11 protein-coding genes are annotated in these 15,094 nt (G+C 57.9%); 4 read left to right on the top strand and 7 right to left on the bottom strand.

Annotated elements, in window-relative coordinates:
• Positions 1–477: 477 nt before the first annotated feature.
• Together HMPREF2927_RS02555 and HMPREF2927_RS02550 are read right to left on the bottom strand one after the other, a co-directional pair.
• The gene (locus tag HMPREF2927_RS02555) at positions 478–2,220 is read right to left on the bottom strand and encodes an MDR family MFS transporter (RefSeq protein WP_070685239.1); all 1,743 of its coding nucleotides are present in this window, start codon (positions 2,218–2,220) and stop codon (positions 478–480) included.
• 130 nt (positions 2,221–2,350) lie between these two features.
• Positions 2,351–3,022 carry a TetR/AcrR family transcriptional regulator gene (locus tag HMPREF2927_RS02550; RefSeq protein ID WP_236146160.1) on the bottom strand — a complete coding sequence of 224 codons (672 nt, stop codon included), beginning with the start codon at positions 3,020–3,022 and terminating at the stop codon, positions 2,351–2,353.
• A 113-nt stretch (positions 3,023–3,135) separates the two neighbouring features.
• Here HMPREF2927_RS02550 and cls point away from each other — a divergent pair, with 113 nt between their 5' ends.
• Both cls and HMPREF2927_RS02540 read left to right on the top strand, forming a co-directional pair.
• Positions 3,136–4,614: a cardiolipin synthase gene (gene cls, locus HMPREF2927_RS02545; protein ID WP_005507224.1), complete on the top strand. Its 1,479-nt coding sequence runs from the start codon at positions 3,136–3,138 to the stop codon at positions 4,612–4,614.
• A 63-nt stretch (positions 4,615–4,677) separates the two neighbouring features.
• Entirely contained in the window at positions 4,678–5,235 is a 558-nt protein-coding gene (locus HMPREF2927_RS02540; RefSeq protein WP_049340248.1) for a hypothetical protein, read from the top strand.
• A gap of 139 nt (positions 5,236–5,374) precedes the next feature.
• On the opposite strand, the gene HMPREF2927_RS02535 is transcribed toward HMPREF2927_RS02540, so the two are convergent.
• Together HMPREF2927_RS02535 and HMPREF2927_RS02530 are read right to left on the bottom strand one after the other, a co-directional pair.
• Positions 5,375–6,475: a YdcF family protein gene (locus HMPREF2927_RS02535; RefSeq protein ID WP_246827333.1), complete on the bottom strand. Its 1,101-nt coding sequence runs from the start codon at positions 6,473–6,475 to the stop codon at positions 5,375–5,377.
• Between the two features lie 242 nt (positions 6,476–6,717).
• Positions 6,718–7,914 (bottom strand): RNase H family protein, encoded by a 1,197-nt coding sequence (locus HMPREF2927_RS02530; RefSeq protein WP_070685233.1) that lies wholly within the window; start codon positions 7,912–7,914, stop codon positions 6,718–6,720.
• Positions 7,915–8,207: 293 nt separating this feature from the next.
• On the opposite strand from HMPREF2927_RS02530, the gene HMPREF2927_RS02525 reads away from it, so the two are divergent.
• Positions 8,208–8,486 (top strand): putative quinol monooxygenase, encoded by a 279-nt coding sequence (locus tag HMPREF2927_RS02525; protein ID WP_070685231.1) that lies wholly within the window; start codon positions 8,208–8,210, stop codon positions 8,484–8,486.
• Between the two features lie 114 nt (positions 8,487–8,600).
• Here HMPREF2927_RS02525 and HMPREF2927_RS02520 read toward each other — a convergent pair whose 3' ends face one another.
• Both HMPREF2927_RS02520 and ilvD read right to left on the bottom strand, forming a co-directional pair.
• A complete protein-coding gene (locus tag HMPREF2927_RS02520) occupies positions 8,601–9,635 on the bottom strand; it encodes a 2-oxoglutarate dehydrogenase (protein WP_070685230.1) in 1,035 nt (344 codons plus the stop codon).
• A 252-nt stretch (positions 9,636–9,887) separates the two neighbouring features.
• On the bottom strand, positions 9,888–11,732 hold the full coding sequence (gene ilvD, locus HMPREF2927_RS02515; RefSeq protein ID WP_070685228.1) for a dihydroxy-acid dehydratase: 1,845 nt from the start codon (positions 11,730–11,732) through the stop codon (positions 9,888–9,890).
• A gap of 414 nt (positions 11,733–12,146) precedes the next feature.
• On the opposite strand from ilvD, the gene HMPREF2927_RS02510 reads away from it, so the two are divergent.
• On the top strand, positions 12,147–13,979 hold the full coding sequence (locus HMPREF2927_RS02510) for an alpha,alpha-phosphotrehalase (RefSeq protein ID WP_070685226.1): 1,833 nt from the start codon (positions 12,147–12,149) through the stop codon (positions 13,977–13,979).
• Positions 13,980–14,124: 145 nt separating this feature from the next.
• Here HMPREF2927_RS02510 and HMPREF2927_RS02505 read toward each other — a convergent pair whose 3' ends face one another.
• On the bottom strand, positions 14,125–15,090 hold the full coding sequence (locus tag HMPREF2927_RS02505; RefSeq protein WP_070685346.1) for an ABC transporter substrate-binding protein: 966 nt from the start codon (positions 15,088–15,090) through the stop codon (positions 14,125–14,127).
• Positions 15,091–15,094: the final 4 nt, after the last annotated feature.

Here is a 15,094-nt window from a genome sequence, read left to right as displayed (position 1 = left end):
ATGCTGTCCTAGCGCACTGCTTCGTGATGACTGTCACTAGGAGCATATGTACTTTATCTTATATAGCCTGTAACACTTCCACCAAACCCACATTGGGCACTTTCACCCCTTAGAACAGCCTGTATGCAAGCTAAAAGGGAGCTGGGTAAAAAAATGCCCCGGAATACCGGGGAAAAGGGGCGGATTAACAATTTTTACGAAAATTTTACATCGGAAACAATTCTCTCGACATAGGGACGTAATAACCTTTTCGATAAGCGCTTTAATGGGGCAAAACACCACGTAAACCCACTATTTAAGGGACTAAACCAACACTTCCAACCCCTAAACCAAGCACTAAGGCACACCTCTTAAGCGCACTGGTTAAGGCAACTCAGCCAAAAGCGGCGCCCCGGCACGAGCACACGACTCGCACCGGGGCGCCGCTTATATAGGAAGGCAACGCCTCCGGCGCGCACCTTTTCGTTATCCCTCGTTCTAGGAACGCGAGGAGCCGCCATCCTCCGAAGAGCCCGCCTCATGCGAAGCATCCGAGCTCACTGACTCAGCAATCGTCCTGCGGTTAGGACCCTGCATGCTCTTCAGAGCCTGCGCATCCTTCGCCGCCATCTCCGGAGTAATCACCGGAATCGCACCGGTCGCCGCACGGGCAATATCAACAGCCGGCTCAGTCTCCAGGGTCGTCGCCAGCGCATCCTCACGAATGAAGAACAGAAGCAGCGTAGACACCAGGCCCAGCGGCACCAGGTACAGGAACAGCGGAATCAGCGCATCGTTATACGCATTCACAATGATGCCGTGCACCGGCTCCGGCAAAGACGCCACCAGCTCAGGAGTCAGGGACGAAGACGCATGGCTACCCGAAGACTGCAGCGCCTGCTGCGGCATACGCTCAGAAATCAGCGAGGTCAGACGCGAGGTAAACAGACCACCCACCAGCGAGGCACCCACAGTAGCACCCACCTGACGGAAGAAGTTATTCGACGCCGTCGCGGTACCAACCACGCTCACCGAGAACGCATTCTGAACAATCAGAGTCAAAAACTGCATAGACATACCCAGACCGGCACCCATCACCGCGAGGTACACACAGAACAGCCAGGTCGGAGTCTCAATAGCCACGGTCGACAGCAGGAACAGGCCCAGCGCCACAATCGCGGTACCGCTCGTCACGTAACGCTTGTAGCGACCGCTCTTCGATACCACGCGGCCCGTCACAATGGACACCACCAGCATGACACCCATCATCGGGATCATCAGCAGACCGGCAACCGTAGCGCTCACACCCAGCGCCATCTGCAGATAAGTCGGGATATACTCCACCGCACCAAACATTGCCACACCCAGCGCCAGCGAAGCGCCCAGAGTCAGCAAGAAGTTACGGTTCTTGAACAGGTACATGGGCATGACCGGCTCAGCCGCACGGTTCTCCACCGGGATGAACACCAGCGCAGCAACCACCGAGAAAATCAGCAGACCAATAATCTGCGGCGAAGCCCACTCGTACTGGTTACCGCCCCAAATCGTGGCAAGCACCAGCGCACTCGTACCCGCCATCAGAATCAGCGAACCAAGGTAGTCGATGCTGTGCTTCTCACGCTCACGGAACGGGCGGTGCGGCAGCAAGAAAATCACCGCAAGAATCGACAGGATAGCCAACGGCAGGTTCAGCCAGAACGCCCAACGCCAACCCGGGCCCTCAGTAATCCAGCCACCAATCAGCGGACCAGCCACCGACGAGAACGCGAAAACGCCACCGATAATACCCATGTAGCGGCCACGGTCGCGGGGAGGAATCACATCAGCAATCACAGCCTGAGAAAGAATCATCAGACCGCCGCCGCCCAGACCCTGCAGGGCACGAGCAAAAATCAGCCAGTTCATGTCCTGAGCGAGCGCACCAACAATCGAACCCGCCATGAAAGCAACAATCGCAAAAATCAGGAAGGGCTTGCGTCCAAACTGGTCAGAAAGCTTGCCGTAGACCGGCATCGTAATCGTCGAAAGCAGGATGAAAATGGTAATCACCCAGCTCATGTGCTCCACGCCATGAAGCTCACCAACGATCGTGGGCAGCGACGGCGCCAGAATCGTCTGGTTCAGCGAGGACATGAGCATCACAATGACCAGGCCCAGGAACATGGCGCGGATGCGGTTTTTACTTTCCTGCTTAGCCTCACCGGCTGGCGGCTGAGGTAGATTCTTTTCCTCTGTACTCATCGTTTAATCCTTAGTTACGTTCTATATGTCTGTTGTGAGTGTCCGCCGGGCTCTGGATTCGGTTGCCTCGATTCGGGGCCTCCGATTCGGTTTCCGGCGGGCTTTTGTAGTTTGTAGCAGTGAACCGCCGCTAGATTGCAGGTCGACTCTGCTCAAAAAGCAGGAACTGGAAGGTCTTCACCGTCTGGCGAATACCGCGGGCGATATCCTCTTTGTCCTCCAGGTTGCGGGCAAACTCCAGCTGACGAAGCACCGCGGAGGCAAGCTGGACCTTTGCGCGCGATCGCTCGCGGAAGTGATCGGTCAGCGGGTCAGCCGGGTTTCGGCGCGGGAAGGGGCCGCGGCGACCAGCAGCATCAAAAGCCACCCAGTCGATGGTGTTCAGGTACTCGGTGAGCACCTGTTCGCACTTCATGTAGTGCATTTTCATTCGCTTCGCGGACTCGGGGAACTCCTGATAGGGAGCTCGAGGGTCCTTGCCCTTGGCGTAGTGGAAGCTCTGGAAAATGACCTCCCAGAGAAGATGGGTTACACGAATAATCGTGTTGTCATCCTCGTGGGCGCGGTCTGTTTCGAGGATTTCTTCGCTGACCACCGGTTCGCGCAGACCCAGGACGGCATCCTCTTTGGAGGGGAAGTAGTTGAAGAAGGTACGCGGGGAGACGCCCGCCTCCTGGGCGATTTCTTCAACGGTGGTTCCGCGCATCCCGTGTTCGCGGACGCGTTTGAGGGCTGCTTCGTGGATTGCCGTCCAGGTTTGTTCGCGGCGGCGTTCGCGAAGGCTCTGTTCCTTTTTCTGCATAACTGCAATTATTTCATCACTGCACACAATGCTCAAGTGCATTTTTGGCGTTAAGGCCCACAGCATAGCCAGCTAAGCTCCACCCCCACACAAAACATCGGCATAATAGAGGGATGAACTTGTTTGCCCCCGCCTATCTCGATTTCCTGCCAGACTGGCTACGCCTCGCACTCGGCATCGCCGATATCCTCATCCGACTCGCAGCCCTCTGTTGGCTCCCCTACAACCGCAAACCCGTGGTTGCCCTGGGCTGGCTCATGGCCATCTTCTTCATCCCCTTCGTAGGGTTCATCGCATTCCTCGTCTTCGGCTCCTCGCGCCTGCCCGCCTACCGCCGCGCACGCCAACACGCCATGAACGACTTGATCCGCGAAGTCAGCGAGAACAAGCCCTTCCTCACCCGCACCGACGACCTCTCCGACCCCGCAAAGGCAGCCAGCCAGCTCAACTACACCCTGGGCTCGCTCCCCCTGGTCGGCGGCAACCAATTCACCCTCCACACCGACAACCACGAGGCAATGGTCGCCATGGCGGAAGAAGTCGACCGCGCCACCAAATACGTGCACTTCGAGTTCTACATCACCGCCTACGACGAGGCGAGCGCAGTCCTCTGGGACGCCCTCTTCGCAGCCCACGAACGCGGTGTACAGGTGCGCGTACTCCTCGACCACATCGGCTCCCGCAAATACCCGTCCTATAAGAAACTCGTGAAAATGCTCAACGACTCGGGTATGCAGTGGCGCCTCATGCTGCCGCTCAAACCGTGGAAACTCAAGTGGCAGCGACCCGACCTGCGTAACCACCGCAAGGTCCTCGTCGTGGACGGACGCGTCGCGTTCTCCGGTTCGCAGAACGCTATTCACCGCTCCTACGACATGCCCGAAAACATTAAGAAGGGCTTGGAGTGGAAGGACCTGACCTTCTCCTGCACCGGCCCCATCGTTGAAGAGCTCAACGCCGTTTTCGTCTCCGACTGGTACTCCGAAACGAACCAGCTGATCCTGGCAGAAATTAACACCAATATCCCCTACTACAAGGATGGGATGCGCGCCCAGGTTGTGCCCTCCGGCCCCGGTTTTGAAACCGAAAACAACCTGCGCCTCATTAACTACCTGATCTACAACGCCGAGCGGCGTATTACCATCTGCTCGCCCTACTTCGTGCCCGAAGAGACCCTACTGCAGGCACTCACGAACGCCGCCTACTCCGGTATTGAAACCACCGTGATTGTGTGCGAGAAGGGCGACCAGTTCCTGCCGAACATGGCGCAGCGTTCCTACTACGAGCAGCTGCTGCAGGCGGGTGTGCGTATTCTGCAGTACCCCAGCCCGACCGTGTTGCACTCCAAGTTCATGATGGTCGACGACGAAATTACGTTCATTGGCTCGTCCAATATGGACCCGCGTTCCTTCTCACTGAACATGGAAGTGTCAACGTTCGTCATTGACCGCGGCATGGTCGCGATGCTGGATGAAGTATGCGCCGAATACGAGCAGGTCTGCACCGAGCTGCTGTACACCCAGTGGGCGGAGCGCCCGCGCCGCATCAAGATGACGGAGAACCTCTGCCGACTGTGGTCATCGCTCCTCTAAACTATTTTTCGCACACTCGCAGGGTCTGAGTTTTCATCCCCGCACTCGCCAAAGGACTATCGGTTGCCCCTTCTAATTCGTAAAGCACGGCGCAAATTCGCTGAACTCGATGCACACGATGTAGCCCACCGCATCTCCGCGTACACCTACGGTAATTTCTTGGTGCTGGCGGCTCTGCTGAGCGTCTACGACGCGAACGCTATCTTTGACGGCACCGCGATTCTCTACATTACGGGTACCGGTCTGACCACCTACATTGCCCACGTCATCGCAGAAATGCAGGAGTACCGGGTACTGCACGGCGGCACCCCGCCGCGAGAATTCGTCAAGCACGCGCTGGGCAACGCAAGCCCGATTCTGGGTACGACCGTATACCCCGTGCTGTTGCTGATTCTGGCGGCAATCCTACCGCCCGGCGCCACCTACGAGATCATTTTTGACTACACTATTCTCCTCTGTCTTGCGACCGTGGTGTGGCGTATTTTTAGCCTCAACTTCGCGATTGCTCGCTACCGCGGCGAACCGCTCTGCTGGCGTACCTTCCGAAGCGCTGTGTGGCTCACCTTCGCCGTTATTGTTCTCGCGATTGTGAAGATTATGTTCACTCACGCTGGTAAATAACCTCAAAGCTCCCCTGAAGCTCAGATTAACCGAGATCAGGGGAGCTTTTGTATGCACCATCGCTGGGATGCGCCGGGCCACATGCTAGAGCAGCGCTATACATTAGGACGGGGCTACCGGCTAGAGCCGCAGCTGGATGCTACATCGGTTCGCCCGGGCCCTTCAAATCGGCGGAGTACAAATACCACACGAAGAGCGCCACTGCAATGTAGAGAACCGTGCACAGGCTCAAAGTGATGATGTGGCGACGGCGAGTAATACTCAAATACCCAATAAACTCACGGATAAAAGCATTCACCGCAAAATACAGCTTCGTACGAGCCCCCGCACCCCAGCATTCCAGACCCAGCGAACGTGCCAACAGCAACGCACGGAACAGGTGGTAGCTGGTTGTTACCACAGCAACTTTCGGGGTTTTACCCTCGGCAACCTCCGGCATCAAGGCGTAAGAGAAGAGCAGGTTCTCGCGGGTGTTCACCGCGCGGTCCTCCACAATAATGTCCGCCTCGGGAATGCCGCGGGATACAGCGTAGCGAGTCATCGCCACGCCCTCGGGCACCTCCTCATCCGCGCCCTGACCGCCAGACATAATCAGCTTCGAGCCGGGGTTCTTACGGTAAATTTCAATGCCGCGATCGATACGACCCGCCAACAGCGGAGTCACCTGGTCACCAATAAGACCCGAACCAAGCACCACCACATAGTCAGCCTGCTGGCGGAAATTTACCAGGTTCAACGCTGCCGCCACAGTAAAGCCCACCGCGTAGATAGTGAAATAGGTCAGCACCAGCGAAAAATAGAAATAAATAGTGCCCCACACGCCGCCAAACGGAACATTCTCCACCGAACCGGGAACAAAGAACGGCCCCACAATAAGAGCGACACCGGCAGCCAATGCCAAAGAATTAGTGAGCGAAAAACCCTCACGAGCAATAAGGCGCACACCGCTATAAAGGAACAGACCGGTCAAACCCAGAGGCGTAAAAAGCGAAAGAATCACCGGAATGATAACAATGAGGAGCGCCAGCACCAGCAAAATCTGGTTCTCTGACACAACCGCCATTGCGCCCAGGCTCGTACCCAGCAACCCCACGGTCACAATCAGTAGCCAGCCGACAAACACGCTACGGCGTTCCCGCAGGTAGAGGCAGATAAAAAGCACCGGCGAAAGCGTCGTCAGCGCATACAGCATCACCAGCGGAATATATAGAGGAGAGTCGGGAGGAGGAAGAAACTGCATAAATTGGGTCCCCAAAAGATAGTGTGCGCCCGCTAAAAATCGGGAGAATCGAAAAAGTTTTCACACAATTCTATCCCCACCGCTGTGCATCTATCACTACAGACCTGCCGTACACGAGCACACATAGAACAAGTACACACAGAAAAAGGCAAAAGGGCAAAAAGAAACACGCGACACCTCCGACATCGCATAACTTCGTATGCGGCGAATGCATCGCGCGTTCATTTCTACCCTGGACTAGTTTAGCGCCATAAACGGTTTCCCGTGTGGATTGAAGAAGGTTTAATCTGCAACCACTCCGGCGCAAGCAGGCGAACAGCCTTCGCACAACCCGACAAAGCAGTAATAATCGACTCGCAACGCTGATTAAACTCGCTCTGATGACGCTTATCCACAATCTGCCCCGGAAAATGGCGATGCATCTTCGACACAGAGTCGCTACTCTCCTGCAAACCGTGGCCCGTATGGCCCGGAACATGCTTCACCAGCACACGCTTCTCGCGGATAGCCTCCGTCAAAGCACGCATCTGAGACACCACACGCTCATCCTGAATACCCTCAGAAACCCACGCCTCAAAAGCCCAACGGCTATGCGCCAAACGCAACACAAACGTCAACGCACCCAAAGAATCCGTATGAATAATCAGGCGGCGCGAACCGCTATGGAACACCGTATAAGCCGCCAACATTGCAGATAGCTCACCGGTCATAATATTCACGCCATCATAGTGGGCATGAAAATAGAAGCCGTCCTCACTCACGCCGGCGATGCCCATCCGGCCGCCACGCTGATACTTCTTATTGTGAGTCGAACGGAACGAACAATCCGTGAAAACGCTATAGTCCTGCAGCTGATCCAGCGGTCGAGGGGTCAGCGCCTCCTCCACCATCTCATCCACGGCGGTACGTGCCGCACACACCTCAGCCTGCACCCGCTCATACGCGGGCGTGCCGGCAAGCTTCACATGCACTTCACCCAAAGAATGGTTATCGTACGGGTCCAGCACCTTCTCAAAGGCGCGGTACTCCATGATCGCCTTCAACTGGTCGCAATCACGGAAAAGCTGCTTCAAATTCTTACGGTCAGCAGCAATCGTCACCAGGTTCTGGCGGTACTGCTCCGGAACCATATCCCACGCAGAAAGCACGGCGCGACCCAGCAGACGCGGATGCACCTCATCGCAACACTCCATGAGGGAATGGACGTGGGTAGAGAGCATCTGCTCCTCATTCACCACGGTGCGGGTGCCGTCCTGCTTTGAAATAAAAACCACCGTTGACAAGGCGGAATAACAAAAACCCTGCGCCTTACGATGCTCCTGAGCCACCGCAATCACAGCAACGCCCTGATCCGTGTACCCGGCAGGGTACGAGGCGCTATAGTCGGGCGCCTCCCAGGTCAGGGTGCATCGTTTGATATGCGCCGGTGAAAATCCCATGAGTGTCACCCCCCATGTGTGCCATACCGCGTCTCCTTCCATTCATGCGGTGTATCGTCCTCATTCTTTTATAGGTCGAAAAGAAAGGGGCACGCAAATATAAAACACCTTTTTTACAGTTAGCGAATGGAATAACCGCAACTCCTCTCACGCACCGGCACAACACAAAACCCAGCACAGAACACAGCGCGAGAAACCCCCGCGCATACCTCCCCGCCGTAGGGGTGAAGGTGTACGGTAAAAGAGTCATATACGACGCGGCAACCGCCGCACCACCCCACAAGGAGAGCCCCATGATTGGTGTCTACGCCGGAGTATCCGTCAAGCCCGAGCACGTCGAAGAATTCCTCAAGACCATCGAACCGCTCGTGACCGCAAGCCGCCAGGACGAAGGCAACGTCAGCTACGACTTCGGTGCCGTCTCCGACACCGACTTCGCATTCATCGAGCGTTGGGAATCCCAGGAACTGCTCGAAAAGCACATGGGCACCGAACACTTCCAGAAGGGTGTCGCCGCATGGGAGCCGCTGCTCTCCTCCGAGCTGGACGTTCGCATCGTCAACTTCCGCTAAGCAACGTTAAAGACCGAGGTGCCCGGCACCCCCTCACTGAGGGGGTGCCGGGCACCTTCGCATGTCAGTTATGGAGGCGAGCGCGGCTACTCGCAGCGCGCCTTCATTCTCGGTTTAGCGGCGCTCTATGCCGACCTCCACCGAATCAAGAGTGAAACCACTCGTCGCGCTCACGCAATGCACCTTACCGGTATTCACCGACTTGCAGGTATAACCGTACGCAGTCACCACCTGACCAGCCGGCAGCGCAGTAATGCCCTCGGTCTTCACCGGTTCCGGGGTGGCGCTCTGACCGACCAGGCTCGCCTCGGGAGCCTGACCCTGCACCATGTGCACGCGCTGCTGCGCCTTACCGGAGGCGGCATCCCAGCCCTCCAGGGTCACACCCACCAGCGCCTGGCAATCCACACCCGACGGGGTCACCGAGCACGCGACCTTAGAGTCCGGGCTGGTGAAACGCAGCGCCTCAACAGTCTTCGCTGAATCGCCCTGACCGAAAGTTCCGCCGCCGTAGACTTCAGCGAAAGTCAGCGTACCCGAGAGCATGCGGGTCTGCGCCGGAATCAACGCCAGGCGCGGCTTCTCAACGCCACCACCCTGCGTGAAGCAGGCACCCGTAATGTAGTCGCGACCCTGCACCTTCGTAGCGCACTGGTACCACTCAACACTCGCCGAACCGTCCTGGTTCTTGCGGCTGTTGAACAGACGCACCGCCTCCTGAGCCTTCGCACAATCCGAACCGTCATACACGTAAATACCGGCGGAACCACCCAGCAGGCTCGTCACACCGCAGCGGGTGCCCGCATCAATAGTGTTCGCGGAACCACTCGCCGAGGCGTATGCCGCCTCGTACTCGGCGTCGGTGCTCGGCTCATCGGTCGGGGTTGCTACAGCATCGAAAGTTGCCGGCGCGTCCAGGCCGGCAGAGATCTGCACAGTATTCGGCTTCCAGGAGCCATCCGCCGATTTAAACAGGGTCTTCGCATCAACGGACGCCGAGGAAGTCGCCACCATCATCGGGGTGGTTTCAGACTCCTCAGCCTGCGGCTGAGCAGAGCAAGAGCTCAAAGCGAGCGCACCGATGCAGGCAAGAGCCGTCAGGGCACGACGAGTAAAAGCACGCTGTGCGCGTGCGGGCAAGGTAACCATGAATACGTCCTTGTGAGGGTTGCGAATTGCGTTGTGTTTGAGTGGTTGTGCTGAGTCGGTGAAGCGGGTACCTAAATACCTTCTTACACCCTACTGCACCGCAACTGACAAGGCAATACGCCGCACCGGGTATCCCACGACGGCAGACAAAGACGCGGACAAAGAACAGCGCCCCGCCCGCAGAAAAACCGCGGAACGGGGCGCCAGCCCATCAGGGCAAGATATTAAATTCTCACACGATACGTGAGGGGCTTATACGTCCTCGGGCAGGATGCGCACGCCACCCTTATCAGCCGAAGCAGCCAACATGCCGTACACCTTCAGAGCGTTCGATACCTGACGCTCACGCGGCTTAGTCGGACGCCACGGTGCAGCACCCTTCGCCTCGCGGCGAGCAGCAAGCTCCTCATCCGAAACGTTCACACGCAGGATGCGGTTGTTCACGTCGATCTCAATCTCGTCGCCGGTCTGCACCAGGCCGATTGCGCCGCCAGCAGCAGCCTCCGGGGAGACGTGACCGATTGAAATACCGGAAGTACCACCGGAGAAACGACCGTCAGTGATCAGAGCACACTTCTTGCCCAAACCCAAACCCTTCAGGTAGGAGGTCGGGTACAGCATCTCCTGCATACCCGGGCCGCCCTTCGGACCCTCGTACTGGATGACGACAACGTCGCCTTCCTTCACGTTTTTCGACAGGATCTCGTACACAGCCTCATCCTGAGACTCGACCACGAAGGCGCGACCCTTGAAGTGGAACAGTTCCTCATCAATACCAGCGGACTTAATGATCGCACCGTTCTGGGCGATGTTGCCGTACAGGACCGCCAGACCGCCATCCTTGGTGTACGCGTGCTCCACAGCGCGGATGCAACCATTCTCGGAGTCAGTCTCGTGGGACTCGTACTTGTTCGCGGTAGAGAACGCCTGAGTGGTGCGCACGCCACCGGGAGCCGCGAGGAACAGTTCCTTCGCCTTCTCACTCGCCTTGCCACCGCGGATATCCCACTCATCCAGCCACTCGTCCAGCGAGTCAGCATGAACAGAATGAACGTTCTTATGCAGCAGGCCGGCACGGTTCAGCTCACCCAGCAGGGCGGGGATACCGCCGGCACGGTGCACATGCTCAATGTGGTACTTAGTGGAGTTCGGGGCAACCTTCGCCAGGCAGGGAACCTGACGCGAAATACGGTCAATGTCATCCAGAGTGAAGTCAGCGCCCGCCTCGTGAGCAATCGCCAGGGTGTGCAGCACAGTGTTGGTTGAACCGCCCATCGCCACATCCAGCGCCATAGCGTTCTCGAACGCCTCCTTGGTCGCGATAGAGCGGGGCAGAACCGACTCGTCATCCTGCTCGTAGTAGCGCTTAGCCAGCTCAACGATGCGGCGGCCAGCGTCCAGGAACAGCTCCTTACGAGCAACCTGAGTAGCCAGGGTGGTGCCGTTACCGGGCAGAGCCAGACCAATCGCCTCATTCAGGCAGTTCATGGAGTTCGCGGTGAACATACCCGCACACGAACCGCAGGTCGGGCACGCATTCTTTTCAACCTGAGCGAGCGCAGCGTCACTGACGCTATCGTCAACAGCCATCACCATGGCGTCAATCAGGTCGAGGCGGTGCTCAACAATACCCTCAATGCCCTCGCCGGACTCCATGGGGCCGCCAGAGACAAAGATGGTGGGGATGTTCAGGCGCATAGCCGCCAGAAGCATACCGGGGGTGATCTTGTCACAGTTAGAGATGCAGACCAGCGCGTCGGCACGGTGCGCGTTGACCATGTACTCGACCGAGTCAGCGATCAGATCGCGGGAAGGCAGCGAGTAGAGCATACCGTCGTGGCCCATCGCAATACCGTCATCAACAGCGATGGTGTTAAATTCCTTGGCGACGCCGCCAGCCTCACGAATCGCGCCGGCGACCAGCTCACCCATGTCCTTCAGGTGCACGTGGCCGGGCACGAACTGGGTGAAAGAGTTCGCGATAGCAATAATGGGCTTGCCGAAGTCGTCATCGCCCATGCCGGTGGCACGCCACAGGGCGCGGGCACCAGCCATGTTACGGCCGTGAGTTGAAGTACGTGAACGCAGTTCTGGCATTGTTTTACCTTCCGTAGTGATGCAAGTACTGATTTTACGCGCGGCGTCCAACGCTCTTCAGCTCAGGGTCACTTTGGTTTCATGCATCGAAACGCGCACGAGCCTGCAACCGCCTATCGGTGGGAGTGTTGAGGCCACGGGGTTGTGCCGGATCTGCGGCAGAATTGCCCCCTTTGGGGTAGATGGGGGACATCACCCCATTATGCCCCCTAATCTGGAATGAGCCCAGGTTGCGGGCGGCGATATTCAGTCGGCGAACGCACCGGGAGGCGGCGGGCTGCCGTGCCTGCCGCGTACGGGCCTCGCTGCGCATACGTAGCACCACATGTAGCACCGGCGCGGTTCGTTTCCAACACACTGATTTATACACGCTTTTATACACACTGAACGCTGCATACATTTCAGAAGGTTTCTATGACACAGGCACCCACCGCATCGCTCACCCTCACGCCGGTAACCAGCCCGGCAGGCGGTAAAGATTTCGCGTCCTCCGTCATCTACCAGGTGTACCCCAAGTCCTTCTACTCCTCGGCGGGTGGCGTCTACGGCGACCTGCGCGGCGTCATCGAGAAGGTGCCCTACATTGCTTCCCTGGGTGTGGATATGGTGTGGTTCAACCCGTTCTTCGCCTCCCCGCAGAACGACAACGGCTACGACATCTCCGACTACTACGCCATTAACCCCGACCTTGGCACCATGGAGGACGTCGAAGAGATGATTGCTGCCCTCGCCGAGCACGGTGTGGGCGTCATGTTCGATATGGTGCTCAACCATGTTTCGACCGAGCACGAGTGGTTCCAGCGTGCGCTCGCCGGTGAACGCGAGTACTGGGATTACTTCTACATTCGCCCCGGCAAATACACCGAGGACGGTCAGCTGCGCGAACCGACCAACTGGGAGTCGAAGTTCGGCGGCTCCTGCTGGTCCCGCTTTGGCGAGTACACGGATGAGCACGGCACTCCCCTGTTCTATATGCACCTGTACGACCGCACCCAGGCGGACGTGAACTGGTACAACCCGACTGTGCGCGACGAACTGTTTAAGGTCGTGAATTTCTGGTACGAGAAGGGTGTGCGCGGTTTCCGTTTTGACGTCATTAACGTCATCGGTAAGGACGAAGAGCTGCTCGACGCCCCCGAAGGCACCGTGGACAAGGCACAATACACCGACACCCCGATTGTGCACACCCGCATTCAGCAACTGAACCGCGCCTCATTCGGTCAGCATGATGACACCGTGACCGTGGGCGAAATGTCCTCGACCAGCATCGAAAACTGCGTGGGCTACTCCAACCCGGTAAACCACGAGCTGGACATGGTGTTCAGCTTCCACCACCTGAAGGTGGACTACGAGAACGGCGAGAAGTGGTCGAAGGTGCCGTTCCGTTTTGCCGAGTTGAAGCAAATCCTGAACGATTGGGCGCTGGGTATGCAGGCCGGCGGCGGCTGGAACGCGCTGTTCTGGAATAACCACGACCAGCCGCGCGCGCTGAACCGTTTTGGTGACGTTGAGCGTTACCGTGCCGAGTCGGCGACCATGCTAGCGACCGTAATTCACCTGCTGCGCGGCACCCCGTACGTGTACCAGGGCGAGGAAATCGGCATGATTGACCCGGTCTACTCCTCAATCGAGCAGTATGTGGATGTGGAGGCGCACAACGCCTACGCGATGCTGCGTGAGCGCGGTCTGAGCGAGCAGCAGGCCCTGGAGATTGTAGCCTCGAAGGCTCGCGATAATTCGCGTGTGCCGATGCAGTGGACCGCGGATTCGGCGACTGCCGGTTTTGGTTCCACGTCGCCGTGGCTGGTTCCCGCCCCGGTGCGTGACGCGGCGACCGGTGCCGGCATTTCGGTGGAGGATGAGGAACGCGACGGCGTGATTCTGCCCTACTACCGCAACCTGATTGCCCTGCGTAAGCAGTACCCGGTCATCTCTGCGGGTTCGTACGCGCCCTACGCGCTGGATCACGAGCGGGTGTTTGCGTACTTGCGTGAGCTGCCCGCTGAGGCTAGTGCTGAGAACGGTAGCCCGGCGCAGCGCCTGCTGGTACTGACGAACTTCTACGGTGAGCCGACCGAGGTTGAGGTTCCGGCTGAATTTGTTCGTTCCGGTCGCGTGCTGGTGTGTAATTACAAGAATTCTACGGTCGATTCCGCTGCGGCGGATTCTGCTGTATCTGATTCAGCTGAGACGGTGACGCTGAGCCTGCGCCCCTACGAGGCTCTGGCGTTGCTGATTGAGGGCTAAAAGCTACTATATGCCCCTCCCCTAACGTGTGGGATAAGGGCAATATAAACCGACCTGGCAATATTCTATTTCTAGAATATTCCCAGGTCGGTTTTGTTTATAGACATTCCTATAGAGGAATTAATATGGAATATCAGGAAGAATCTTAGAAGCCGTGCTCGTTCAGCCAGGTAGCCGCCGCCTGCGCGGGCTCCTGCTTAGAGGTACCCGAAACACGGTCATTCAAAGTACGCAAATCAGCGGTAGTGAGCTTCGCCGAAACGCGGTTCAGAACCTCCGCCGCAGAGTCGGGAACTCGCGACGTATTGATAATGGGCAGCACCTGCTGAGCCAGAATCATGTTCTTCGGATCCTCCAGCACCACCAGCTGATTCTGCTCAATTGCGGGGGTGGTCGAGTAGAGGTCAACCACCTGCACGGTGTCATCCAGCAGAGCCTTAACGGTCAGCGCGCCGCCGCCATCCGAGAGGGGCACAAACTCGGCGGGGATGCATCCGTACTTCTCTTTCAGACCCGGGATGCCGTAGGCGCGCTCGGCAAACTCCGGGGCGGCGCCAAGCTTCAGATTCGTGCAGCGGGAGGCGAGGTCTTCAAGGCTTCGCAGACCGTACTTCTGGGCGGTCTGCGCGGTAACGACCAGCGAATCCTTATCCTCCGCCTCGGAGGCGTTGAGGGCGCGGATTTCAGCCCCGGAGCCACCCGTGGCAAGGGTTCTGAGGGCGGCGGGTAGCGCCTGCAGAATCTCCTGCGCAGTGTTAGCTGTAGCCTTCGGGTCAAGGTAAAGCAGCAGGTTTCCGGAGTAGTCCGGGATAACGTCCACCGCACCGGAGGCGAGTGCCCCCAGATACGCCTCACGGGCACCGATGCTCAGCTGGGTGCGGGCATTGAATCCCGCCCGGGTGAGGGATCCAGCGTAGATTTCGGCAAGGATTTGGGATTCGGCGAAGGCCGCTGAGCCAACGATGATTCCTTCGTGTTCGCCGCTGAAAACTTTGTCGCCACTGAGCCCGCAGGCGCTAAGAATACCCGCCATGCCGAGCGCTCCGGCTGCGGTGAGGGCAGTGCGACGAGATACGGTACGGCGTGCGAAGGTTTGAGGCGTCTGATTCATCGGG

The sequence above is a fragment of the Rothia sp. HMSC061E04 genome, from assembly GCF_001813685.1.
In the GTDB taxonomy this organism is placed as follows: domain Bacteria; phylum Actinomycetota; class Actinomycetes; order Actinomycetales; family Micrococcaceae; genus Rothia; species Rothia mucilaginosa.
This window is presented reverse-complemented; position numbering and strand designations above follow the sequence as displayed.